Genomic DNA, 26,012 nt, shown 5'->3' with positions numbered 1-26,012 from the left:
GGCGGCGATGAGATATATGCGCAATCATCGCCGCCGCCTCCCGGCACCGTTCCATACTCCCGTGCCGCCAGAGCGTTAGGCAGCATGGCACGCGGCCCCGTGACCATCGCCGACGATGAATGGGGGGTGCCGCATATTCGCGCATCCTCCATTCCCGATGCCTATTTCGGCCAGGGCTATGTCGTCGCGCGCGACCGGCTGTTCCAGATCGATCTCCAGTTGCGGCGCGATCTCGGCCGATTGGCGGAGGCATTCGGTGCGCGGTTCGTACCCCATGACCATGCCGCGCGCCTGCTCCTCTATCGCGGGGACGTCGCCGCCGAATTGGCGGGGCTTCCCGCCGAAGTGGTCGCCTGCGCCCGGGCCTATGTCGATGGGATCAACGCCCGCATCGCCGAGCTGGAGGCCGATCCCTCGCTCTTGTCCCCCGAATATGGCGTATTGAAGCTGCGACCGCTGCGCTGGGACATCGCCGATCTGGTCCGCATCCGCAGCGGCGACATGGGCAGCGTCACCGACGAAGTTCGACGCGCCCGGCTGGCGGCGCTCGGCCTGCTCGACCTCGACGCGCTGGTCGCGCCGCTGGCCGGGGACTGGACGCCGCAATTACCTGAGGGGCTTGATCCGGCTGCCGTTTCGCAGGCCGATCTGGGTATCCTCGGCGACACCGAGGGGCCCCTGCCCTGGACCGATGCGTCGTTCGCCGGTTACGACCCGGTCGAGGACCGTCTCGACCGCGAAGCCCATGGCAGCAACGCCTGGACGATCGCCGCCGCACGCTCGGCCACCGGTCGCCCGATCCTGGCCAACGACCCGCATCTCGGCATCGGCGGCTTCTCGCCCCGCCACCTCGCCCACCTCACCGCGCCCGGTTTCGACGTGATCGGCGCCGGAAGCCCCGGCATGCCCGGCATCATGCAGGGTCATACCGACTATTATGCGTTCGGGCGGACCAACTCGCATATCGACCAGGAGGATTTGTACGTCCAAGAACTCAACCCGAACGATCCCGAATCCTATCACCATCAGGGGCAGTGGAAACGGTTCGCGCGGACGACCGAGACGATCCGCGTGAAGGACGCCGACGATGTGGTGGTGACGCTCCGCCATGCCGAACAGGGCCCGGTGCTGCTGCACGATCCGTCCCGCCTGCGCGCGACGGCGATGGCGTCGGTCTCGCTGCGTCCCGGCGCCAACATGACCTTCGCGATCATCGCGCTCAACCTGGCGAGGAACTGGGACGAACTTGCCGAAGCAGCGCGGCTGCACGTGGCCCCGACCAATCTTCATTATGCCGATGTCGACGGCAATATCGGCTGGCGGCTGCTCGGTCATGTTCCGGTCCGCCCACGGCATGACGGGCTGTTGCCGGTGCCGGGCGACGGAGGCTATGACTGGCAGGGCATCCTTCCAACCAAGCAGATGCCGACCCTTCTCAATCCGGAGCAGGGCTGGTTCGCCTCGGCCAACCAGTTCAACCTTCCGCCGGACTGGTCGTCGGCCAACGGGGTGACGAGCTTCACCTGGAACGCCCCCTATCGCTACGACCGGATCGCGCAGCTTCTCAGCGAAGCAGGCAGCCATAGCCTGTCCGACAGCGTGGCGTTGCAGCATGACGACCTGTCCCTCCCCGCGCTGGCGCTTTTGCCACTCCTGCCGAAGGGGCTCGACGGCATGGCGGCAAAGGCGGCGGCCATGCTGCGCGACTGGGATGCCCGGCTGGGCGCGGACAGCGCACCCGCCGCGCTGTTCGAGATGCTATGGAGCGAACTCGGCAAGGCGTGCCTCGCCGCCATCGTGCCCGACACGGCGCGCGATCTGGTGACGTCGATCGATCCACGACCGATGCTCGCTCTGCTCACCCGCCCCGACGAGCGGCTCGGCAGCGAGCCGGAGGCGGCACGCGATGCCCTTCTCGCAAGCGCGCTCGGTCGGGCCTGGGAGGCCGCGGTGGAGACGTTCGGTGCCGATCCGGCCCTCTGGCGCTGGGGCGATGCCCACCGCGTCGTCCTTCGCCATCCCCTGTCGGGCTGGCCAGGGATCGACGCCGTGCTTCCCGCGATCGAGGGCGGGCGATCCGGGGGCGATGCCTTCACGGTGATGGCGCGCGGTTATGTCACCGCCCGCGACCATCATGTCAGCCACGGCGCAAGCTTCCTGATGGTGTGCGATGTCGGCGATTGGGATCAGAGCCTGATCCTGTCCCTGCCCGGCCAGTCGATCGACCCGCGCTCTCCGCATTACCGTGATGGCTATGCGACGTGGCTGGCCGGTCAGGCGCGCCCCTTTCCCTTTGGCAGAGAGGCGGTCGACGCGCATATTCGCCACATGACCGAGCTTCACCCATGACGATCGACCGGCGGCGCTTCGTACAGGGGATGACCGTGGCGGCGATGTTCGCCCCCTCGGTCGCCGCCGGGGCGCGGACGCCGCGCTTCGCCGCCGCCTTTGACGAGATCCAATCCTGGGTCGGCAAGGCTTTTCCTGGCGCGGTCGTTGCGATCGGCACCCATGGCAGGCTGGTGGCGCTGCGCAGCTTCGGACTGATGTCGTCCGCGCCCGATGCGCCGCCGATGCCCCGCAACGCGATCTTCGATCTCGCCTCGCTCACCAAGGTCGTCGGCACGACGACCGCAGCCGAGCTGCTCTATGACCGGGGGTTGCTGGATCTCGACCGCCCGGTGATCGCCTATCTCCCGGCTTTCGCTGCCACGCCCGGACATGAGCGGATCACCATACGGCACCTGCTCAGCCATAGTTCGGGCCTGTTCACCACCGATCTCCTCTGGCAGCACAGCCACAACCGGCAGGAACTGCTCGCCCTGATCGACCATATGCCGGTCGCCTGGCCACCCGGCTCGCGCTACCAGTATCGCGACGAGAACATGATCCTGATGGGCGAGATCGTCGAGCGCCTGTCGGGCAAGCCGCTCGACCGGTTCCTGCACGACGAGGCGTTCGGGCCGCTGGGTATGAAGGATACCGGCTTCAACCCGCCCACCAGCCGGTTGGAAAGGATCGCGCCGACCGAGCAGGACGATATATTCCGCCACCGGCTGATCCGGGGCGTCGTGCATGACGAGAACGCCTATGTGCTGGGCGGCGTCGCCGGGCATGCCGGGCTCTTTTCGACCGCGTCGGACTTGGCCAAGCTGGCGGAACTCTATCTTCGCGGCGGTAAAGGCCTGCTGAAGCCATCCACTATCGCCGCCTTCACGACACGCCAGGCCGAACCGCCGGGCACGTCCCGCGCGCTCGGGTGGGACATGCCCGACGCATTCGGCAGCTTTGCCGGGCCACGCGCTTCCCCCGACGCGCTGATCCATACCGGCTTCACCGGCACGTCTATTTATATCGACCGCCAGCGTGACGCCTTCATCGTCCTCCTGACCAATCGCGTAAATCCCACCCGCGACAACAAGCGCATCGGCGAAGCCCGGATCGCAATCCACACCGCGATATTGGCGGCTATCGACGGCCTTCTCTCCCGGACGGACAGCCGCGCCTGAATCGGATCGGCCGTAGCGACCGGATGGTCGACGACGGGGGCGATGTGGTCAGCACCGTTTCGCGCGGTGATGGACCGAATGTACGCGTTATTCAGCGGAGAGGAAGGGCATGAAGCGGCTATATGCACGCGATAAGGGCTTCGATCGCGGCTGGCGTGGTGGTGGTCACGTTGAAACGCATGAAAGGCTGGCCAATCTTGGGCAGCAGGAAATGGGACCCTGGCGCGGTCAGATAGCCCTTGGCCAGCATCCGTTTGGCGACACTGCTCGAATCGACGCCCTCGCCGAGATTGGCCCACAAAAAAGTGCCGCCCGTTGCCGTCGGCTGTGCCGGCTTCACCGGCGTCGACGCCAGCAAGTGACGCAGGGTGACGCCACGGCGCAGCAACCGGGACCGGATGCGTTCGCAACGTCGGCGATAAAGTCCGTCGTGAAGGAAACGATAGACCACACGCTCGGGGATCAGCATGTTTGCGAGGCCCTGGACGGGACGAAACAGGCGCAGCAACTCCATGAAGCGCTCACCCGCAACGATGTAACCGACGCCCATCTCCGGCGAGAGGGTCTGGGAAAAGCCGCCGACATGGATCACATGTTCCAACTGATCGAGCAGGATCAGCGGCACCGCGGGGCGACCATCGGTCACTGGCGCCAGATCGGCGTAACTGGCGTCGTCGACCAGCGTCATGTCGAACTCGGCCGCGATCTCCAGCAACTTTCGCGCCTTGTGCAACGAGATGCTGGTGCCCGTGGGGTTCTGAAGCATGGACGACAACAGGAACATCTTGGGTCGGTGGCGCTCGCACATCAGGCGCAGCACTTCGAGGTTCGGACCGTCCGCCTCGCGCGGGATGCGGTAGATCTCCGCGCCTTGCGCCAGCAATACGGCAAGATGGGCGAAGGAACACGGGTCCTCGATCAGGACCGGCGTGCGGTACCGCACGAACGAGCGGATGCACAGGGTCAGGCCGGCGATGCAGCCCGGAGCCGTGATGATCGAATCGATCGGCGCATCGACGCCGTCCATCCGTAGCTTGTTCTGCAACTCCTCGCGTAGCGGCAGATAGCCTGCCGGGTCGCCATATCGGCCCAGTCGCCTGCCCAAGGTGGCCGCCCCCTTGAGCACGCGTGCCAGTTCTTCGGTCGAGCCATCGTCGTGATGCAGCAAACCGCTTCCCGGAACGCGATCGGGCGGCAGATCGGAGTAGATGAGTTGAAACGCTTCGAAGTCGACCGTCGCCGGCGTTCTGTCGCGGGCGGGCGGCGGGGTCGTCGCGACGACAAAAAAGCCCGCGCCGCGCCGCGACTGGATTTTCCCGCCAGCAACCAACTTGTCATAGGCGCGCTGTACGGTGTCGCGGCTCACACCATGCTCGGCGGCCATGGCCCGGATCGAGGGCAGTCTCTGGCCGGGCGCAAGGCGACCATCGGCCATCGCCTGGCCGACGGTCTGGACGAGGCGCAGCACCTTGTTGCCCTCGGCCGCCGACGAGCCGGCTTCCGTCGGCTCCGCCTCCGTCGATGGAGTGTCCTGGTCAAATAGGTGGGACAGGCTGATCATCTTTTAGACTTTTGGCCTGAAGCCAGCGGCCTAGCAATCGCTAATGTCACCGAATGATAAGCTTCTTTCCGTTTGTTGCGCTGTCGGCCATTGCCGCGTCTGGAACCGTCGCCCCCGATGGTTCGATGCGAAACAATGTGCGATCGGCGGGCCATCCGGTCACGGTACAGAACCGGCAGCCGACGAGCGCACCATCGGCGATCAGTGACCCTGTCACGCGCTTCACGCTGTCCAACGGACTGAAGGTCATCGTCCAGACCAGCAAGCGCGTGCCGCTCATCACCGCGACCGTGGTCTATGATGTCGGGTCGAAGGACGAAAAGCCGGGCCAATATGGTTATGCGCATCTCTACGAGCATCTCCTGCTCGACGGCAGCGCACATTGGAATCAGAACGCTTTCGTCTCGCTGCGGGATCTGGGCGCGACCAACGTCAATGCCAGCACGAACCAGGACGCCACGACCCTGTTCGAGACGTTTCCGCGTGCCGCGCTGGAGCGGGTATTGTTCCTCGAAGCCGACCGGATGGGCTATGTCGGCGAAGCACTGACGCCCGAGCGGGTGAAGCGCGAGGTCGGGGTCGTGCTGAACGAGAAGCGCCAGCGCGGCAGCCGCCCCGACGGCACCGACGAAGCGACCACGCTGGCGGATATGTATCCGGCGGACCATCCCTATCACCACAGCGTGATCGGCGAGGATGCCGATCTGGAGGCGGTGACCGTGGATATCGCCCGCCAGTGGTTCGACGCCCATTATGGCCCGTCGAACGCGACACTGATCCTGGCTGGCGATGTCACCGGGGACGAGGCCAGGCGGCTGGTCGAGAAATATTTCGGCGGACTGGCACCCCGACAGCCGCTCGACCGGCTGCTGACGCGGACGTCGCCGATGACCGGACCGGTGCGGCGCGAGATTTTCCGGTCGGTGCCGCAGGGGCGTATCTATGCCACCTATATCGCACCGCCACAGGGCTCGCCGTCGATCGCCGCGCTGGACCTGACCGCGCAGATCATGGCGGCGGGCGCGCGCTCGCGGCTCAACCGGCGCCTGATCGAGGAACTGGGCATCGCCAGTTCCGCCTTCGTCACCTTCAACGAAGGACAGCTATCGAGCCGGATGGGCTTCGTCATCGACGGTATCCCGGCGGACCAGATCACGCGCGCCGAGGCGGAGATCGACGCCGTCATCGCCCGCTACATCGCCGAGGGCCCCACCCCCGACGAACTGGAACGCGCGCGGGCGGCCCGCACGCAATATATGTTCGGGTTGCAGGACAGCACGTCGGGCAAGGCGTTCCTGCAGGCTCGGGCGGCGAACCAGACCGACGATACCGACTATGCCGCGACTTACTTGCGCGAACTGCGCACGGCGACGCCGGAGAGTGTCCGGCGTGAAGTCGAGGCGGTCTATGGTCGCCCCGGCTACCGACTGATCGTCCGTCCCAAGCCGACGGCGCAGGCGACGCCGGGGGGCTATGACCTGACCCAGGGACCGCCGCCGATAGGCCAGATGACGCCGATCGTGTTTCCGGCGGTGGAGCGAGCGCGCCTGTCCAACGGGTTGAAGGTGGTGCTGGTCCCCCGGCCCGGCGCCATGACCGACAGCGCGCTGCTTCGCCTCGACGATGCGGGTCTTGCAGGCCCTTCGCGGGTGATCGCGCCGCTCGCGCTCGACCTGCTGGCCGGAAACGGCACCACCCCGGATCAACGCTCCCGCGCCGATCGCGCCGAGATGCTGAACGGGTGGATCAACAAGACCGCCGAACTCGACCATGCCGACCTGAGCGTCGGGTGGGATGCGAAGCGACTGGCGGACGGAGTCGCTTTCCTGGGCGATGTGCTGACCCGGCCCGGCATCACCCCGGAGGCGGTCGGAGCGCTGAAAAAGGCACGCGGCGAGCAACTGGCCGCCCAGCGATCGAACAACTCCGCGCTCGCCGATCGGGCGCTGTTCAACGCCATATACGGCGCCGGTCATCCCTATGCCCCCGCGCCGGATGTTTCGACGGACATCCAGGCGACGGAAGCGATCGATCCCGCCTCCTTGCGCGAATGGTATCGCGGCCACGTACGGCCCGATCGCGCGACGCTGTATATCGCGGGGGATACCAGCATGGCTGTCCTGAAGCCGCTGTTGGAAAAGGCGCTGGCCGGATGGGCCGCGCAGGGTCCGGCGGCACCGGCTCCGACGATCCCGCCAGCGCACGGCACCCCGACGCCATCCCTGACGGTCATCGACAAGCCGGGGGCGGCGCAGACCTTCATCATGGCGGGCAAGGTCATCCCGGCCGCCACGCCCGGCAGCCCGGAGGCGGCTGCGACCTGGACCGTCAACGAGGTCTATGGCGGCAATTCGACCGCCCGGATCGGCAGCAACCTGCGCGCCGACAAGGGCTGGACCTACGGCATCGGATCGGGCCTGTACGACACGCGCGGCGAACGGCGCTGGATCCTCGCGGGCTCGGTCAGCCGGGAGCATAGCGGGGACTCGGTCGCGGAGCTGATCAAGGAGATGCGCGGCCTGAACGGCGATCGTCCGCCCGAGCAGCGCGAGTTGACCCGTATCGCGACCAGCGTGGCCAACCAGAGTGCGGCCAAGCTGGAGGGGAATGCGAACCTGCTCCAGGCCATGGCGGACGCCGAATCCGACGGGCTGCCGCATGACGATGTCGTGCGCGAGCCGATCCGGCTTCAGTCGCTGACGCTCGGCCAATTGCGGGGCGCCACCGGCGCGCTGTCCGATCCGGATACGGTCCATTGGGTGCTGGTCGGCGACTGGCAGCGCATCCGCGACCAATTCACGAATCTCGAGCTTGGCACGCCCGTGGTGATCCCCACGGCGCGCTGAAGGGGGCCGCGCGGACAGCCCGGCAGGGCAGGCGCGCATTGTTATCCATCAATGACATGGGGGGAATTGAATATGGGGACACGTCATTATGTCGCCGCCAGCCTGTTGGCGCTGGCGGCCGCCACCGCACCGGGCGTCGCGTCGGCGCAGGACCGTGCGGTATCGCAACCCGCCTTGCCGCTGAGCGAGGCGTTGCAGCGGATCGCGGCGGAATGGGGCAAGCCGCTGAACATCGATCCCGATGCGGTACGCGGGATCACCGCCAGGCCGGTCGTCAATGCCCGGTCGGAGCGTGACGCCGTCGCCCAGGCGACACGCGGCCTGCCCGTCGCGGTCGAGGTCAGCGCTACGGGCGCCATCTCGATCGTCAACGACGTCGTCGTCACCGCGCGGCCCAACGAGGCCGAGAACAGTGTGCTCGTTCGCGGCGCGACCAGTTCGTCGCGACTGGGCCAGTCGCTCCGGGAGCAGCCGCGAAACACCCAGGTCATCTCCGCCAAGCTGCTCGAGCGACAGCAGGCGCAGACGATCGCCGAGGCACTCGCCAACGCCGGCGGCGTGGTCGTCAACACCGCCACGGTGCAGGGCGGCATCAGCTATTCGGTGCGTGGCTTCGACTCCAACGGCGCGGTCAATGGCCTGCCTTCGGTATCCAGCTCCAGCTTCGCGGCGGGCACGACCCAGTCGCTGGTCAATATCGAGCGGATCGAGGTGCTGAAGGGCCCCGACGCGATCCTGCTGGGCGGCGACAATCTGGGCGGTACGATCAACATCGTGACCAAGAAGCCGAATGCTCAGGAGCGGCTGTACGCGTCGATGGATACCGGATCGTTCGGCCTGATCCGGGGAACCATCGACGCCAATCGCGCCCTGACCGACGACAACCGTCTGAGCGCGCGCATCGTCGCCACGGCTGCGACCGCCGATCGCAATTTCGGCGGCTATCGCGGCACCGAGGATTATCTGTTCGCCCCCTCGCTGCGCTACAAGAACGCGACGACCGACGTCATCGTCTCGGCCGTGGCGGGTACGCAATATTTTGGCATGGTGCCGTACACCGTGCTGAACAAGGCGACGAAAACCCCGTTCGACGTCGCCTATGACCGGCCGCTGGTGGGCGGCAAGGAACAGTTCACCCGCAACGGCACCACGCAGTTCAACGCCGAACTGACCCAGAAGCTGACCGACTGGCTGACGGTAGTAGTACGCGGCCAGCATCAGAACGCGACCTTCGCACTGTCGCAATATTCCCCGTTCGCCGTCTTGAACAACAACGGCCTGCTGCTCGTGTCGAGCAGCGGCGTGCGACAGAAATCGACCACCGATGTGGTCGATGGCTTTGCCCGCATCGCCTTCGACACCGGCCCGTTCAGCCACAAGATCGTCGTCGGCGCGACCAATGTGAAAAGCGACACCGATGCGATCTATGCCGCCAATGGGGGGATGTTCCCCTATAATTTCCTCACCCCCGGCGGAACCCTGCCGCCGCTCGCGACGATCTATCGAGAGCGATCAACGGTCATCGGCAAGCAGCGTGGCTATTACGGCCAATATCTCATTGGCTTCGGTCCGATCCACCTTATGGCGGCGGTTCGTCGCAACATCCTGGACTTCACCTCGATCGTCGCCCGTTTCGGCCCCAGCTCCAGCCATGCGACGGCCACCACCCCCAATTTCGGTGCCGTGGTCGATATTACCGATACGCTGTCCGTGTTCGGCACCTTGGCCTATGGGTATACGCCGACCTTCACGCTGAACGTCGCCAAGGAAAGGCTAGGCGACATCAAGAGCCGCAATGCCGAAACCGGCATCAAGTGGGACCTGTTCGACAAGCGCATGCTGATCAACGCATCCTATTTCAGCATCCGACAGAGCAACCTCATCGACCGCGATCCGATCAATCCCGGTTTCTCGATCGCGCTGCCTGGGCAGTTGGGCCGGGGCATCGACCTGAACGTCAGCGGCACGCCGTTGACCGGCCTGACGCTGTCGGCGGCGTTCACGCGGACCGAATACAAGTTCCTGGCCCCGACGCCGACGATCGGCAACACCGTCAACGGCCAGCCGCGCGACGTGTACAACCTTTATGCGTCCTATGAGCGCAAGGTCGCCAACGACGTCCGCGCCGGGCTGGGCGCCGGGGTGGCGGGCCGGTCGAGTTCGGCGATCGATCGCCTGAACACCTACCGGATCGCGGGTGCCGCGCTGGCCAATCTCAACGGATTCGTGTCGATCGGCGCGCTGGACATCAATGTCGGCGTCCGCAACCTGTTCGACCGCAAATCCTATGCGCCGACCCGGTTCGACAGCTATATTCCGCTGGGCGAGCCGCGCACGTGGCGGCTGACCGTCGGCTATCGTTTCTTCTGATCCAGGATGACCCGCCGATGATGCCGCAACCCACCCAAAGCGGGGAGGTCCGTCGCGAGACGGGCCTCGCCCCACCCCAGGACGCCACCGCCCGCTGGGCGGACGCATGGCGGCTGGTCAGCGGCTATTGGCGGTCGTCCGACTGGAAGTTCGCCTGGTTCGCGCTGATCACCTTGTTCTTCTTCCAGTTCGGCACGGCGTTCATCATGCTGCGCGCCAATCGCTGGCAGCAGCATTTCTTCGACGCGATCGAACAGCGCGACCAGGCTCAGATGGTGCCGCTGCTGATCGTATTCCTGGGGATCATGGCGATGCAGATCGCCATGATCCTGGCGGAGAATCTGATCGACGGCCTGCTGTCGATCCGTTGGCGGACCTTTCTGACGCGCGACTATCTCGACCGCTGGATGAGCCGCAACCGCTATGCCGAGATCGAGCGGTTGCGGATCATCGACAATCCCGACCAGCGCATCGCCGACGATCTGAACGCGATCACCGCCGCATTGGGCATGACGATCGGCGCGCTGCATATCGTCATGCGGCTGGTCGGATCGGTCGTGACCGGCGTCACCTTCGCGATGATCCTGCTGGAGACGGCGCCGCCGATCCGTTTCTCGCTGGGCGGCACCGCGATTTCCATTCCGGGCAGCACCGTCTGGTATGCCTTTGCCTATGCGATCATCGGATCGTGGCTGACCGCCAAGATCGGCCAGCCCTTCGTCCGCGCGATGATGCGCCAGCAGCACCGCGAGGCGGATTTCCGCGCCGGGCTGATCCATGTCCGTCGCAACGCGGCGCAGATCGGGCTGGCCGGTGCGGTCCCGACCGAGCGCGAGGCCCTGCGCCAGGCGTTCGACGCGGTGCGAACCAATTTCCGCTCGGTCATCTACAGCTCACTGGGGATCACCGCGGCGGGCAGCGTCTATGACCGGTTGGGCACGGTCCTGCCGCTGTTCATCATGGTGCCGGGCTATTTCGCCGGGAGCATGACCTTCGGCCAGTTGATGGCGGGCCGCGACGCCTTCGGGCAGTTGGGCATGCAACTCGGCTATTTCGTGAAGAGCTATCAGTTGATCGGTCAGCAGGTCAGCTATTTCAACCGTATGAAGGGGCTGGACGACGCGCTGGACGAGGTGCGGCCTGCTGGAATCACGGTCGGCGCGGGCACCGCGCCGGGCGTCGTGCTGGCGACCCAGGGCCTGGCGCTCCACCGTCCGCATGGCGAGGCGCTGGCGATCGTCGGAGACTGGACCGTACGCAAGGGCGAACGCTGGGCGGTGCGGGGTGCCTCGGGCACCGGCAAGTCGACACTCGTCCGCGCGCTGGCAGGGCTGTGGCCCGACGGGCAGGGCAGCGTCGCGATGGCGCATGACAGCCGGGCGATGTTCGTGCCGCAGCGGCTTTACCTGCCGCAGGGTACGCTCAAGGCGGCGGTCTGCTTCCCCGATCGCCCCGAAAAGCATGGCGATGTCGAAATCGTCGCATTGCTGGAACAGGTACGGCTCGGCCATCTCGCCGCCGAGATGCACGCGCTGCGCCTGTGGCAGGAGGAATTGTCCCCCGGCGAGCAGCAGCGGATCGCGCTGGCCCGCGTCCTGCTGCATCGCCCGACGCTGCTGGTCCTGGACGAGGCGACGAGCGCCCTCGATGCGGGCAATGCGCGCCATTTCTACGACAGCGTCCGCACGGGGCTGCCCGACGCCACGATCATCAGCGTGGTGCATGACGAGACGCTGCTGGCGCACCACAGCCATATGCTGACCTTCGCGGATGGCGGCGCGATCGCCACCGCCATCGACCGGACCAGGACCGGCGACTGAGATCGCCGCAACGAGACGGCAGAGAGGATTTTGAACATCATGACGGGCAAGGTTATCGACGTCACGGGCTCGGACGTCGCCGCGGTCATCGCGGAGCAGAGCGGCTTGATCCTGTTCGATCTCTGGTCGCCGACATGCGCCCCATGCCGGGCCCTGGCCCCGATCCTCGACGATCTGGCGGCCGATTTCGTCGACGAGTTGCAGATATGCAAACTCAACGTCGAGGCGGACGAGGCGATCGCCAAGCCGTTCGCGGCGCGCGCGCTGCCGACCCTGGCGCTGTATCGCGACGGCATGGAGATCGACCGGGTGGTCGGCCTGAAGTCGCGCGGGCAATTGACCGCCTGGCTCGAAAGCCATCTATGACCGGCGCCTTCGGGGGTGATCCCGCGATCAAGGCGGCACTGCTCGCCAGACTGGAAAGCCATGTCGCCAAGGGCACGCTTCGCTTCGGCGGGACCGCCTGGGACGGCTCGGGGGGCAGTCCGCTCGGCGTGTCGACGGAAGGAGGCGATAGCGCCGATTATGCGGCCCGGTTCGGCTACCCGCTTGCCATGGCTGGATTACTCGATCCGTTGACCGCTTATGCCGAGCCCGATCACCGGGCTACGGTCACACTGCGCTGGGTGGAATGCGTCGAGGTCGGCACCGACCTGTCACCGGTGCCACGGCGGATCGTCGACCATTTCCTGACCGCCATGGGTGCCGACCGGGTCGCGGCGGTCGCCTATGCCGAAGTACAAGCGCTACACCACGCAGAGGCCTCGGGCACTGCCGTGCATCGCGGCGAATGGACCGCAGCGCGCCGCCGCATCGAGGCGGCCGCCGAAGCAGCGTTACCGCGCAGTCCGGAGCGTGCCGCCCTGAACATATGCGCCACCGCGTGCTGGCCCCTGCGAACGAGCAGTTCGATCCTGTCGACGCTGATCGCGGCATGGCTTCAGGACGTCAACCGTGAAGCCGATCCCGCGTTCGGAGACGTCGACCGTGCGCGCGCCATGGCCAAGCTTGACGAGATTTACCAACAAACCCAGCCGCTACGCGACAAAGGTGAGGCGGTCGACATTCCCGCCCTGTTCCGCACAGGCGAACCCGCGCTCGCCGCAGCCTTCGAGGCATCGCTGGCACGCACGAATGCCCGCTACCTCGACCGCACCCGATCCGTTCCCGACATCGTGCTCGCCTACGTCGCCGCTGCCAAATGACGAAACTCCTTTTGAAATAGGGAGGCGGAAAAACCCCAGCGATGGTCGCTCCGATCGGGGAGTGGAGCAGCAATTACGGTGACAGTTGATCAAAGTCGGCGGGGTCTGCCGCCGCGTTCAAGAAGGCTGATGGGGCGGACGGATACTTAAAGACCCTTGATAAGCAGCCGCTCGGCCGACGCATATCACAGATCCTGATCCTGGCGGCACCGCTCGACCGGACGGGGTCCAATGTCGCTCCCCACGCAAGCCGTCTGACAGGCCCCAGGGCCTAGACATCGGGCAAGGTCTGACGGGCTATTCCCCAACCGGCCAGCGCAGCGCTGGCGGCACGACGCACGAGCATGTCCGCATCGCGCAGCGTCCATGCTCCGGCCGTCTCGATCTCTCGCAACTCGCTCCAGGACACCGGTGCAGCGACCGGGGCATCGTCCCGCGCCCGTACCGAATAGGGCATGACGGCGGTGCTGCCGCGCTGGTTACGGAGCCAGTCGATGAAGATACGCCCCGATCGCTTGGACTTGGTCATCGTTGCCACGAAACGCTCGGGATCGGCCGAGGCGAGCGCCTTTGCGAACCGCTCGGCGAAGCTCTTCACGTCGGGCCATGTCGCCTCGGGCGTGAGCGGAACGATGACGTGGAGGCCCTTGCCCCCGGACAGCATGGGAAAGCTCGTCAGGCCCAGCTCGGCCAGTTGCTCCTTCAGATGTTCCGCGGCGCGTCTGGTCTCGGCGAAACCCAGTCCTTCATCGGGGTCCAGATCGAACACCATGCGGTCTGGTGTCTCGACCTCCGACACCCTCGAACCCCAGCCGTGGAACTCGATCGCCCCCATCTGCACGCAGGCGATCACCCCGTCGATATCGTCGACATAGAGATAATCGTCGGCGTCGCCGTCCTTGTCCTGGATCGCCACGCGGCGGACATGGTCGCCGAAGCTGCCGGCGTCATGCTTCTGGAAGAAGCATTTGCGCCCCCGCCCCTGCGGGCAGCGAACCAGGCTGACGGGGCGGTCGCGCATGAACGGCAGCATCAAGGGAGCAATCGTCGCGTAATAGTCCGCCAGATCGCCCTTGGTGATGCCCGTTTCGGGAAAGACCACCCGGCTGCGATGCGTGATGGTCACGCTGGTCTCGGCCATGGGAAGTGGGTCGGAGGCCGTCGTGCCCCGGCGGCCGGTCAGCCCGATGAAACTGGCATGGCGCAATAGCCCATCCGGGGTTACCTCCGCATAGGCGATGTCGGCGGACAGGCTGGGCGTCACCCAGTGCGCGCCCTTCACCGCCGCCCTGGGCGCCACGACCGTCGGCGTCTTCCGCTCGATACGCTCCAGTTTGAGGCGGAGCGCGTCCATCGTTGCCAGATCGAAGCCGGTCCCCACCTTGCCGGCAAAGACATAGCCGTCCGGCCCCTCCTGCCCCAGCAGCAGCGATTTGAAGCCACGCCGCTTGTCCGAAGGCAGCCAGCCCACGATCGCATAGGCATCGCGCTTGACGCATTTCACCTTGACCCAGGCACGCGTGCGGCCCGAGCGATAGGGCGCATCCGCACGCTTCGACACCACGCCTTCCAACCCGTCTCGGCACATCTGATTCAACAGCGCCTCCCCCTGACCGATCACATGTTCCGAAAAACGGATGGCGGCAGGCGCATCGGCCAATAGCGAGCGTAGCCGTTCCTTCCGCTCCAGCGTCGGAAGCGCGGTCAGATCCTCGCCATCCTGCTCCAGCAGGTCGAAGGCCATCAGCACGGTCTCGCCGCCCTCCCCGATCGCGTTCTTCAGGGTCGAGAAATCGGGTCGACCGTCCTTGAACGCGACCGCCTCGCCGTCGATCAGCGCGGTGCCCGTCAACCGGGTCGCGGCATCAGCAATGTTGGGAAATTTGTCGGTCCAGTCGAGGCCTGTGCGGGTAAAGATCTGCGCTCGGCCAGCGGCGATTGCCACCAGCACGCGATAGCCGTCGAACTTGATCTCATGCAGCCATGCGGTGCCGGTGGGGACGGTGTCCTGCAAGGTGCATAGCTGGGGCTTGCGAAACGAGGGCAATGTCGGCTTGCCCCGGCGCGTGCGCGGTGGCGAGGCGCGACCGGCCGCCGCGACCTTTCTTTTGGATGGGCGTGCGGGTCGACCGTCTGCGATCTCCGCCATCGTTCGCCCCGTGGCGATGCTGGTCAGCGCCTCTTCGACCAGCACGTCGGTACCCCCGGCCTCCGCATCCCGCACCTTACGCAACAGCCAGTTCTCGCGCCGCTCCTTGCCGCGCGGCTTCAGGCGGATGAGCATCCATTCGCCCCGCATCCGCTCACCATGCAGCACGAAGTGGAGGTGGCCGCTGTCGATGTCCGACGCGGACTTGCCCGCGACCGGCGACCAGGTGCCGCGATCCCATAGCATCACCGTGCCGCCGCCATATTCACCGGCGGGGATCGTACCCTCGAAGGTCGCATAGGACAGCGGATGATCCTCGGTGCGGACCGCCAGCCGCTTCTCGGCGGGATCGAGGCTGGGGCCGCGGGTCACGGCCCAGCTCTTCAGCACGCCATCCATTTCCAGTCGGAAGTCCCAGTGCAAACGGGTGGCGTCATGCTTCTGGACCATGAAGAGGTTGCCATGCCCGGGCTCCAGCGTCCCTGCTGGCTCGGCGGTACGCGCGAAGTCCCGCTTGGCGTTATAGGTCGCGAGCAGGGGCGATTCCGCCTTGTTTGCGCGCTTAGGCACGTTTCTTCCCCACATGCCTGGTCGACTTGCCGGACGCCGGCTTCTTCGCCACCGGCTTCTTCTGCGCGGGTTTCTTCGCCGATGATGCTCCGCCCTTGCCGCCCATCGACTGACGCAGAGCGGCCATCAGGTCGACGACATTGCTGCCCTTGGTCGCCTTGTCCTCCCCGTCATCCTCGATGATCTTCTTGCCCCTGGCCTTGCGCTTGCGTTCGATCAGGTCGCGAAGCGCATCGACATAGCGGTCATGATATTCCTGCGGGTGGAATGGCCCGCTCTTTCGGTCGATCAGCGCCTCCGCCAGTTCCAGCAACTCGCCTTCGGGCTCGTCATCGGGGATCTCCCGGAAATAGCCCTGGGCTTTCTCCATCTCGTCGGCGTAGCGCAGCGTCTCCAGAACCATGCCCCGCCCCGATGGCTTCAGGCTGACCACATATTCGCGCCCCCTGAGCGCCAGTTGTCCCAGCCCGACCTTGCGGGTTCGCTTCAGGGCCTCGCGCAGCACGATGAACGCCTCGTTCGCCAGATCATCGGCGGGCACCACGAAGAACGGCTTCTCATAATAGAGCACGTCGACCGCGTCCGCGTCGACGAATTGCGTCAGCTCCAGCGTCTTCTTGCTCTCCAGCTTGACCGCGTCGATCTCGTCCTGTTCCAACAGCACATATTCGCCTTTGGCTACCTCATAGCCCTTCATGATCTCGTCTTTGTCCACGGGTCCGATGCCGGTCACCACCTTTTCGTAATGGATCGGCTTGCCGCTGGGCTCGTGGATTTGCTTGAATGAGACGGTCGCACCCGAGCGGGTCGCGGAGTAGATTTCCACCGGGATGGAGACCAAGGCGAGCTTGATCTGTCCCTGCCAGTAAGCGCGTGCGGCCATGCCGGTTCTCCTTGCCCCCGTGCAACGCACGACAGGCTATGGGAGTTCGCCCGAAAAAGGAGGGTTGGATGGCAAAGGCACCGAAACTCAAGGTGTTCACCACGGCGATCGGCTTTCACGACGCCCTGGTGGCCGCCCCCAGCCGGGCGGCGGCATTGCGGGCCTGGGGAAGCGATCGCGATCTCTTCGCGCGGGGCGCGGCGTCCGAGGTCACCGATCCGGAGTTGATGAAGGAAGCGCTGGCCAGGCCCGGCGAAGTCGTTCGACGCCTGCGTGGTTCGGAGGCGGAGCAATTCGCCGCACTACCCCCCGACCGACCAGCTAAGGGCAAAACGCGGTCTGCAAAGGCCCGCGCGAACAAGGCTGTACCTGAGAAACCAAAGCCATCCGCCAGGGAACTGGAAAGGGCCGAAAGGTCACTACAGGACACCATGAAACGCCACCGCGAGGCGGATGCCGCAGCCAAGGCAAAGGTCGAAGCCGCGCAGCGCGACCGTGCCGATCTCCAGCGACAACAGCGCGGCGAGGAAGATAAGCTGCGGGCGATACGCGACGACGCACAGGCGGCGTATGATCAGGCGATCGAACGATGGCGCAAGGGCTGAAGGCGATTACCCACCCTGGTCAGGACGCGTCACCGCCACTCCGCGCAGTGGGTGGGATAGGCTTTGTGCTCCGGCGCAGACTTCGACGTGCTTTGGACGCCGGTAGATCGCCTCCAGCGGGCACTGTCGTCCAGCCAGAATAACGGGAAAGAAGGAAATTCCCTATGTCCCGACGCAACTGGCCATCGAACGGCATGAAAGGGGGTATCGACCGGTATCGATCCCCCCCCCCCGTGTACAAGGCAAGATTATCGTGTGAAACGTAGCCCGACGAAGAACGTCCGCCCGATCACGTCATAGACGCCTGCCTGATAGCTCAGTTCGAAATTGGCGCCGCCCGCCTCGGCACCCGGAATGCGCGGGGGCTTGCGGTCGAAGGCGTTGTTGAGGCCGCCCGACAGTTCCATATTCTTGTTCAGGCGGACCCAGGCGAAAAAGTCGTTGTAGAAGACGTTCGGCGTAAACACCGGGTCGTATTTTTCCGCAGTGATCGTGGTCGCAGCCTTCATCGGCGAGAAGTGGCGCAGGGTCCAGGTCGTGCCCCAATTTTCCTGCGAATAGGTGGTGCGGATCACGCCCTTCCATGTCGGGCTGCCGAACACACCGCGATATTCGGTGACGGTGTTCGGATCGCTTGGGTCCAGCGTATAGCGACGGTTGAGCAGCCTGGTGTAGTTGGCGTTGATCGACAGGTTGCCAGCGCCCGCGCCAAAGCCCAGCCGTTCCAGATCGGTCGCATAGTTCAACCCGAAGTCCAGGCCCCGCGTCAGATATTGTGCCAGGTTCAGTTTCTGCGTGACGACCGACTTGATGTTGTTGCCGGCATCGCGGGTGACCAGCTCGCAGAAAACGTTGGTCAGGCTCGGCTGGTCGACGCACTTGTCGATGATGGTCTGCGCACCGAAAGCGTCGATCGCGTTGCGCAGGTCGATATCGTAATAATCGACGGTCAGTGAAAGGCCATGGATGAAGCGAGGTTGGATCACCGCGCCGACGGTCAGCGTCCGAGCGGTTTCCGGCTTCAGCGCCAGATTACCCTTCGAGATGATATCGCGATAAATCCAGTAGTTGCTCAGGTCCGACGGTTTGATCGCGGCGCAGTTGGGTGCGGTATACTGCGTCCGGGTGATGCGGTTGGTAAGGTTATAGGCGTTGCATGGGTCGGTGACCCACATGCCGCCGATGCTGCTTGCGGTGAAAAGCTCGCCGATATTGGGTGCGCGCACCGCCTGACCATAGGTCGCGCGGAAGCGGATGTCGCGGATCGGTGCCCACTCGCCGCCCAGTTTCCAGGTCGTGGTGCGACCCGCCGTACTGTAGTCGGACAGGCGCACCGCGCCATCGACCGACAGGCTGTCGAAAAACGGGGTCGAGCGCAGGATCGGGGCGTGGAGTTCACCATATGCCTCCTTGACGCTGTAATTGCCGACCAGCGGCATCTGCGTCACGCCCAGCGTCGGGTCGTAGCGTGGGCTGTCGGCGTTGTACTCCGCCGCCACGCCGATATCGTTGCGCTCCTTGCGATATTCGGCGCCGATCACCGCCTGCACCGGACCGCCCGGCAGATCGAACAACCCACCCGAGATATAGCCGGATGCGACCTGCTGGGTCATGACCGACTTCGCCCAGCTCGACGTGTACTGGATATAGTTGATCATCGGCTGGGTCAGCGTGACGAACGGATTGATCGGCACACAGCCGTCGTTCGGGCTGGTCAGGGTGCTGCGGCAGACCGGGTTGCCGCTTGCATCGGCGGTCGAGTCGAGCCCCTGATACCAGCGGGCATAGGAGGTTGCGTTGAAATCGCGAACCTGCTGTTCGGACCGGCCATAGGAATAATAAGCGGTATAGTTCCAATTGTGGGCCAGCAGGCGGAAATCGCCCTCGGCCCCGGCCACCGCCTGGAGCATTTTGCGGCGATACTGGGTTTCGGGCGTGCCGACCTCAAGGACACGCCGGGCGAAATTGACGCCGCCCTCCGGGATCGTACCCCCCGCCGCCGCACGCATCTGCGACGTGATATAGGGGCTGTCAGCCGGGACGGCGTCATAGCCGAAGCCGGTCAGCGGCGCATAGGCGGCGGTCGAGAAGTTGCGAGCAAAGCTGACATTGCCAAACAGCTTGAACGCCTCGCTGAAGTCATAATGGCTGGCGACGCGGGTCGAGAAGCGCTCCGATGGGACCGACAACAGCCAGCCGTCATAGCGGCCATGATATTCGCTGCCCTCGCCCGCCAGCAGCGTGCCCAGCGCTTCGCTGGTATTGGCCATGTTGACCGACTGCGGATTGAGGAAACCCTGCGGCCCCAGATTGGGCGCGCGCAGCGCGCCGTTCGCCGCGACGGCATAGAGCTGGTTGTTGAGGATGAGTTGCGCCGAGTTGGACGAGTAGATGTTGTAGACACCATCATAGATGGTGTTCTTGGTCGCGGTCTTGGTCTTGCCGTAAAAGGGATAGCCCTGCGCGGTCCATGGACGTTGGGAGCCGTCGACCCCCTCCGGCTGGTTGTCGTAAAAGGCGTAGAAGGTAACGTTGCCGCGGCTGTCGGCGAAATTGGTGCCTGCCAGCAGGTCGAACCCATATTGGTTCATGTCATCGCGCGTCGACGCATTGTAGCGGACGTTCGATTCCAGGCCCTGATAATTCTTCTTCAGTATGAAATTGGCCACGCCTGCGACCGCGTCCGCGCCGTAGAGTGCCGATGCGCCGCCGGTCACGACCTCAACCCGCTCGACCAGGCTGGACGGAATGTTGCTGAGATCGACCGCCGAGGTGCCGGGGATGGCGGGCACCTGACGATGGCCGTCGACCAGTACCAGCGTGCGCTGCGTCCCCATGCCGCGCAAATCAAGTGCGTTGATGCCCGCATTGCCCGCCAAGTTGCTGGTCTGATTGGTCTGGGTGATGGCCAAGGCTGGAAGCTGGTTCACGACATCGGTGATCTGCTGCGATCCCACCGAGCGGATTTCGGCGGCGGTAACGACCGCGACAGGCGAAGGACTGTCCTTTGGATCGCGACGAATGCGTGAGCCCGTGACCAGCACTTCCCCGGCGCTATCCCCGTCATCGCTCTGCGTTTGCGTGTCCGTCGCCGTACGAGATTGAGTTTGCGCGCACAATTGCTGCGCAAAACACGCACAACCCAGCATCAACGCCGCGCGCATCGCCTTTTTACGATAGATCATGTCACTTGCCCCCAAGTCGTGTATTTCGTATACTAAATGTAGTCGTCGCTTTCATGTCAAGTGACGTCCTGTTTAAAACGGGGGTGTTGCATCGCCGCCACAGCGGAAAGGCGGTCACGGCTCGCGCACTTTTGGGTCCTGTGTCCCGGCATTTGGAGGAGCACGCTGACAATGGACGCGGCTCTAAGGCAATGTATTTACAGGGCGTAAGACTGAGGAGCGCCTTGAGCCGCCGGGAAAATCTTTGGCGGGCGCGAAGTTGGCGAGGCGCGCGCAGTGGGGATCAGGTCTCTCATCGTGCAGGCGCTCGACGGCCGTCTCCTTGACGGTCCAATCCACTCGCATCACCCGGCCTTCGCTGGGCGGGCTGTCCGTTGGTCCAACGATGCCGGGAAACCCGCCATGGCCTTCGGTAATTTCCTGTCGTCTTCGGTAATCTGGAACACCACTCGATCGATGTGCCTCACCTAACGCGAAATTTTCCTGCAATTTGGCTGGCGGATTTTTCGCCGACATTCGTACAAACGGGTAACTGCCTCCGCCATGTCGTTCGACCGGCCGGCGGCGCGCCCGCTCGCAAGGAGACGAAGGCCCTTATGGCTGCAATGTCGCTTTCCGCACTCGACGACCAATCCGGAGGAGCAACAGGCACGACGTTTGGCAGCCGTCGCGAGAAGCCGTCTCCGGCCGCCACCGACCCTTCCACCTGAACCGACCCGCCCATCCGTCGCACCGACCTGCCTGCCAGACTGGAGATTATGATGACCGATCTTTCCGCCCCGACCGCCTCTCGCGCGACCTTGACCGAGGACGGGTGCGACGATTTGCTGACGCGCGGCTATGCGCGGCGCGATCTGGCGCGGATCGGAGCGTTTTTTGGCGTGGGTGCCCTGGCATCGGCCACGCTTGGGCGTCCGGCCTGGGCGTCGGGCGGCAAGCCCGATCCCGCGCCGACCGCGAAGACCCGTATCGGCGCGAACGAATGCTGGACCGGCCCGCTGGCACCCGGACAGAAGGCCGCCGCCGATGCCATCGCCCTGGGCAACCGGTACGAACCGAACGCGATCCGCCCCAGTTTCGTGCGCACCATCGCGGCGGTCGAGAACGTGCCGGAGGACCATATCGCGCCCTGGCCGGGGTCCAGCGATCCGCTGTCGCGCGCGGTCGTCACCTTCTGCTCGCCGACCCGCGGCCTCGTCACCGCCGACCCGACGTTCGAACTCGCCGGTCGCACCGCGACATGGCTCGGCGCACCGGTCAAGGCGGTGCCGCTGACGCCGAACCTGACGCACGACGTCAAGGCGATGCTGGCCGCCGATCCCAACCCCGGCCTGATCTACATTTGTTCGCCCAACAACCCGACCGGGACGGTGACGCCGCTTGCGGACATCGAATGGCTGATCGCCAACAAGCCCGCCGGCACGATGGTCCTGATCGACGAGGCCTATACCCATTTCGCCGGCGTACCGGTCGCGTCCTATATGGCGACCAAGTATCCCGACGTGATCGTCCTGCGCACCTTCTCCAAGCTGTTCGGCATGGCGGGCCTGCGGCTGGGCTTCATCATGACGAACCCGGCCAATATCGAAAAGATGATGCGCTATGACGGCGGCATGCAATCGGGCGCTCTGCCCGTCACGACGGTCGCCTGCGGGACGGCCAGCCTGAAGGCGACGGACCAGATCATCGCCCGGCGCAAGACGATGGAACAGGCACGCGCGATGACGCTCGCCCACCTCACCAAGCGCGGCGTCGCCTTCAAGCGGACCGACAGCAACATGTTCATGATCGATTGGCAGACGAAACCCGCGAAGGACATGCAGGCCGCCTTCCGTGCGCAGTCCGTGGAAATCGGTCGGTCCTGGCCGATCTGGCCCACCGTCAGCCGCATCACCATCGGATCGATGGCGGAGATGCGGCACTTCTGTCAGGCACTCGACAAGATCATGGCGTGACGAGCGCGGCGGCGGCGGGGATCATTCCCGCTGCCGCCTACCGGAGCTGTTCGGTAGCGCCCTCCGTGTGCGAGAGCAGCAGCACCGATCCATCGGCGTTGGTCAGCACGCGCACGGGCAGGCGTTCGGCCAGGCCGTCGAGGAACAGGCGCGACTCATCGAAGCGGAAGCGGCCGCCGATCTGGAGGCGACCGACACGCGGATCCCCGACGATGATCGGGCGCACACGGTAGCGGTTGAACTCGGCGACCGCGTGCTCGAGCGTGTCGCCATCGAATTCGATCATGCCGTCGCGCCACGCCACCCGCTGGCTGATCGATCCCGGATCCAGCGTCGTCACGCCCATCGCATGCGCCTGCACCACGGCGCCGCCGCCCGCCGGGACGCGCCGCATCGCCGCTGCGGGACCGGTCGCCGCGCGCATGCCGACGACACCCTTCGTCACCGTCAGCTCGACCGCGCGCTCCTCCAGCCGCACGTCGAACGCCGTGCCCAGGGCCCGGAAGACGGTGCCCTGTGCCTCCACCTCGAACGGGCGTCGAATATCATGCGCCACATTGAAATAGGCCTCGCCGCGCAGCAGTTGCAGGGCGCGCCGGTCCGCCTCGAAGCGGACGAGCACCGCGGAATTGGTGTTGAGGTGGAGGCGCGATCCGTCGGCGAGCGCGATCTCCCGCACCTGCCCGACCCCGGTTTCGTAGCGCGTCCCGCGCTCGCGCAGGCCCGCCCAGCCGACGAGCGCCGCCACCGATGCCGCCAGCGCCCCGGAAGCCAGGGCCTGCCGTCGGGTGAACCCGTGCCGCACCGGTGCCGCGACCGATACCGCAGGGGTAGGAGCCGGTTCCGGGGTATCGCCTTCCAGGGCCAGCGTACGCGCCGGGTCGAGCAGCGCGCCAGCCTCCCAGGCGCATTCGGCCCGTGCAAAGGCCACCGCGTGACGCGGATCGGCGGCGATCCATGCATCTACTTCGCGCCGAAGTGCCGGATCGTCACTCTGATCCAGCGCGATGACGAATTGGGCGGCCTTCGCCTCGATCTGGCTTCGCATCGTGGTCGCGCACTCCACCCGACTGTTCCCCATCCTCGGCCATGGCGTGCATCATCAATCGCACGGCCTTTACCAGATGCTTCTCTACGGTGGAAACGGATAAGCCCATCGTATCCGCTATCTCGGCTACCGACTTTCCGTGCACGCGGCGCTGCACGAATGCCGTACGACACTGGCGCGGCAAGGTCTGCAAGGCGCTTTCGACGCGGCGGAGCGCGTCGCGCGCGCACAGCGCCGCTTCGGGTTCGTGGCTGTGCTGGAGCAGGTCGGCCTCGGTCAGGGTGTGGAATGCGACCACGCGGACGCGTCGGGCCCGGTCGATCATCAGGTTGCGCGCGACGGTGAACAGATGCGCGCGACCATGGCCGACATTGCGCCAGCCGGGCGAAGCATAGACGCGCGTCAGTATTTCCGCGACACAGTCGTCGACGTCGGACGCCGGATCGCTGGGCTGCACGAAGCTGCGCCGCAGGCGCGCGCGCAACGCCGCCTCATGCGGCAGGATCTCCCGTTTGAACCACGCCAGTTTCGCACGATCGCTGCTGTCCACTGCCCATCCCCCGACAGAATTACGCAGCCTCTCCCGCCCCTTTCTTATGACAAAGGTTTCACATCCGCCGACCTCTGTCCAGCACCTGATGGCGTCCCAGCAACGCCGAAATCAATCCGATGCTTGTTATGACGACAAGGAGGGCGCGCCAGCGAAACACGGCCCATTCGCTGCGCGCGGGACGGCGCGTCCACCAGCGTCGGGCGAAGGAGATACTTCGTCAGATCGCCACGGCGGGACCGGTTCCGGATCGGCAACCGCGTGGCGCTGGGCCTGTTCCGCGAAAGCCTGATCCCTTGCTAGCCGCCGGTGGGTCTTCGGCGCGCCATGCGATCCTCACCGGCGGGCGGCGGCGATGAGGGTGGGCGCGTCGATGGTGAATTTGAACCCGAAGACCAGGGCATTGGGGATGTTCGTCCGGCGGAAGGGCATCCCGGTCTGGTCGGGGTGGAGGATATACTGGATGTTGGGCGAGACGCGGACGGCGGGCCCGATCTGGGCGCCATAGGCCAGTTCCATCATATACTGGTTGCGCCGGATGTTGCCGTCGCCACCCGCCGCCAGCCGGGCCGCACGCATTCGCGCCATCGCCAGGTCGGAAAAGCTCTGCTGGTTGATGACGAAGCCGATCGTGTCCTGATCGCGGCCCGCGAAAGTGCCGGTCTGGAGCAGACCCAGTTCCAGGAAATGGCGCTCCTCGACCCGCCCGGACAGATTGGTCATCGCCACGCCGAACACGCCCAGCCCGCGATGCGAATTCATGTCCGGCCGGGTCAGCATCTGGTCGAACCGGACATAGAGGCCGCTGCGGCCTTTGAGCGTCGCAGCGGGCCGTCCGCTCAGGATGGCGATGCCGCCTTGGGTGTCGCGCAGCGGATCGGCATAGTCGCCCCGGTCGATCCAGCCACCCAGAATATAATGGCGCGGCAGCCGGTCGGTCTTGAAGTCCGACGCATAGCCCAGTTCATAGGGTATGACGAAGCCGGTGCCGCCCTTGAAGCTCAGGCTGAACCCATTGTCGTCGGGGCGCTTGCGGTTGGGATTGACCTCATAGATGCCGGCATGGGCGAACCAGCGATCGGCGATCGTCAGCTTGGCCCTGGCCATCCAGCTCGACGCCGGGAAATAGGTGAAGTTGCTGTTCTTGAAGACGAAGGTCGGATTGCCACAGGCCGAGTTGGTCTGGAAATGGCAATAATAGGGTAAGTTCAGGAAATGGATGTTCGCCTGGCTCTTGCCCGCCTCGATGTCGAGCGCATTGCCGAACAGCTTCTGTTCCCAGGTCAGGATGGCGAGATGGGTGTTCTGCGTGCCCCAGACCTCCTGGACCGAGGTGTTGTTGCCGATCGCGATCTGCGACAGGCTCTTGCCATGGCGGTTGGTGACCGCGACGTGGAGGCCGCCGCCCGCGATTCCGGCGATCCGCTCGAAATCGAGATCCGCGCCGACATAGATCTGCCCGGTATAGGCGGACTTGCGGGCGAAGCCGCCGGTCGCGTTCGCTGCGGCCTCGCCGGTATAGTTGAGCGCCAGGGTGATGCCCTGATCGGCCAGCGGCTGATAGGTCTCGACTCCCTTCTTCTTCTGGCCCAGCACCAGCGGCACGGTCTTGGTCGCCTGACGCGATACCTGGGGTGACGCAGGCCCCGTCGCCGGCGGCACGTCTTCGGCTCGCGCACCGGACGCGGCCATTCCCATGCCCAGCGCGGCGATCGCCGCGAGGCTCTTCACTCCAGCCATGACATTTCCCCTCTTG

Annotated in this window: 16 protein-coding genes; 9 read left to right on the top strand and 7 right to left on the bottom strand. The window is 65.3% G+C overall.

Annotated features, from left to right (window positions below; all coding sequences use genetic code 11):
* Positions 1-84 precede the first annotated feature (84 nt).
* Both OXQ33_RS02535 and OXQ33_RS02530 read left to right on the top strand, forming a co-directional pair.
* Positions 85-2,349 (top strand): penicillin acylase family protein, encoded by a 2,265-nt coding sequence (locus OXQ33_RS02535; RefSeq protein WP_267433095.1) that lies wholly within the window; start codon positions 85-87, stop codon positions 2,347-2,349.
* The gene (locus tag OXQ33_RS02530; protein WP_267433094.1) at positions 2,346-3,509 is read left to right on the top strand and encodes a serine hydrolase domain-containing protein; all 1,164 of its coding nucleotides are present in this window, start codon (positions 2,346-2,348) and stop codon (positions 3,507-3,509) included. The genes OXQ33_RS02535 and OXQ33_RS02530 overlap by 4 nt, the downstream gene beginning before the upstream one ends.
* 118 nt (positions 3,510-3,627) lie before the next feature.
* Here the strand turns inward: OXQ33_RS02530 and OXQ33_RS02525 are convergent, their stop codons facing one another.
* Positions 3,628-5,070 carry a PLP-dependent aminotransferase family protein gene (locus tag OXQ33_RS02525; protein WP_267433093.1) on the bottom strand — a complete coding sequence of 481 codons (1,443 nt, stop codon included), beginning with the start codon at positions 5,068-5,070 and terminating at the stop codon, positions 3,628-3,630.
* A 125-nt stretch (positions 5,071-5,195) separates the two neighbouring features.
* Here OXQ33_RS02525 and OXQ33_RS02520 point away from each other — a divergent pair, with 125 nt between their 5' ends.
* The 5 genes from OXQ33_RS02520 to OXQ33_RS02500 all read left to right on the top strand — a co-directional run bounded on the left by OXQ33_RS02520 (position 5,196) and on the right by OXQ33_RS02500 (position 13,311).
* Positions 5,196-7,916, top strand: coding sequence for a pitrilysin family protein (locus tag OXQ33_RS02520; RefSeq protein ID WP_267433092.1), 2,721 nt, complete (start codon positions 5,196-5,198; stop codon positions 7,914-7,916).
* 72 nt (positions 7,917-7,988) lie between these two features.
* The gene (locus tag OXQ33_RS02515; protein WP_267433091.1) at positions 7,989-10,286 is read left to right on the top strand and encodes a TonB-dependent siderophore receptor; all 2,298 of its coding nucleotides are present in this window, start codon (positions 7,989-7,991) and stop codon (positions 10,284-10,286) included.
* A 17-nt stretch (positions 10,287-10,303) separates the two neighbouring features.
* The gene (locus tag OXQ33_RS02510; RefSeq protein ID WP_267433090.1) at positions 10,304-12,106 is read left to right on the top strand and encodes an ABC transporter ATP-binding protein/permease; all 1,803 of its coding nucleotides are present in this window, start codon (positions 10,304-10,306) and stop codon (positions 12,104-12,106) included.
* A 39-nt stretch (positions 12,107-12,145) separates the two neighbouring features.
* Positions 12,146-12,472 (top strand): thioredoxin domain-containing protein, encoded by a 327-nt coding sequence (locus tag OXQ33_RS02505; protein ID WP_267433089.1) that lies wholly within the window; start codon positions 12,146-12,148, stop codon positions 12,470-12,472.
* On the top strand, positions 12,469-13,311 hold the full coding sequence (locus OXQ33_RS02500; RefSeq protein WP_267433088.1) for a hypothetical protein: 843 nt from the start codon (positions 12,469-12,471) through the stop codon (positions 13,309-13,311). The genes OXQ33_RS02505 and OXQ33_RS02500 overlap by 4 nt, the downstream gene beginning before the upstream one ends.
* Before the next feature lie 271 nt (positions 13,312-13,582).
* Here OXQ33_RS02500 and ligD read toward each other — a convergent pair whose 3' ends face one another.
* Together ligD and OXQ33_RS02490 are read right to left on the bottom strand one after the other, a co-directional pair.
* Complete coding sequence (gene ligD, locus OXQ33_RS02495) at positions 13,583-16,030, bottom strand: DNA ligase D (protein WP_267433087.1); 2,448 nt, start codon at positions 16,028-16,030, stop codon at positions 13,583-13,585.
* Complete coding sequence (locus OXQ33_RS02490; protein WP_267433085.1) at positions 16,023-16,913, bottom strand: Ku protein; 891 nt, start codon at positions 16,911-16,913, stop codon at positions 16,023-16,025. The genes ligD and OXQ33_RS02490 overlap by 8 nt, the downstream gene beginning before the upstream one ends.
* Before the next feature lie 68 nt (positions 16,914-16,981).
* On the opposite strand from OXQ33_RS02490, the gene OXQ33_RS02485 reads away from it, so the two are divergent.
* Entirely contained in the window at positions 16,982-17,518 is a 537-nt protein-coding gene (locus OXQ33_RS02485) for a hypothetical protein (RefSeq protein WP_267433084.1), read from the top strand.
* Positions 17,519-17,766: 248 nt separating this feature from the next.
* On the opposite strand, the gene OXQ33_RS02480 is transcribed toward OXQ33_RS02485, so the two are convergent.
* Positions 17,767-20,703: a TonB-dependent receptor gene (locus OXQ33_RS02480; RefSeq protein ID WP_267433083.1), complete on the bottom strand. Its 2,937-nt coding sequence runs from the start codon at positions 20,701-20,703 to the stop codon at positions 17,767-17,769.
* A gap of 761 nt (positions 20,704-21,464) precedes the next feature.
* On the opposite strand from OXQ33_RS02480, the gene OXQ33_RS02475 reads away from it, so the two are divergent.
* Complete coding sequence (locus tag OXQ33_RS02475; protein ID WP_267433082.1) at positions 21,465-22,658, top strand: pyridoxal phosphate-dependent aminotransferase; 1,194 nt, start codon at positions 21,465-21,467, stop codon at positions 22,656-22,658.
* Between the two features lie 37 nt (positions 22,659-22,695).
* On the opposite strand, the gene OXQ33_RS02470 is transcribed toward OXQ33_RS02475, so the two are convergent.
* The 3 genes from OXQ33_RS02470 to OXQ33_RS02460 all read right to left on the bottom strand — a co-directional run bounded on the left by OXQ33_RS02470 (position 22,696) and on the right by OXQ33_RS02460 (position 25,996).
* The gene (locus tag OXQ33_RS02470) at positions 22,696-23,706 is read right to left on the bottom strand and encodes a FecR domain-containing protein (RefSeq protein ID WP_267433081.1); all 1,011 of its coding nucleotides are present in this window, start codon (positions 23,704-23,706) and stop codon (positions 22,696-22,698) included.
* On the bottom strand, positions 23,648-24,256 hold the full coding sequence (locus OXQ33_RS02465; protein ID WP_267433080.1) for an RNA polymerase sigma factor: 609 nt from the start codon (positions 24,254-24,256) through the stop codon (positions 23,648-23,650). Before OXQ33_RS02465 ends, OXQ33_RS02470 begins: the two co-directional genes overlap by 59 nt.
* A gap of 336 nt (positions 24,257-24,592) precedes the next feature.
* Positions 24,593-25,996 (bottom strand): carbohydrate porin, encoded by a 1,404-nt coding sequence (locus tag OXQ33_RS02460; RefSeq protein WP_267433078.1) that lies wholly within the window; start codon positions 25,994-25,996, stop codon positions 24,593-24,595.
* Positions 25,997-26,012: the final 16 nt, after the last annotated feature.

It is taken from the genome of Sphingomonas sp. GM_Shp_1, assembly GCF_026540895.1.
GTDB lineage: Bacteria > Pseudomonadota > Alphaproteobacteria > Sphingomonadales > Sphingomonadaceae > Sphingomonas.
This window is presented reverse-complemented; position numbering and strand designations above follow the sequence as displayed.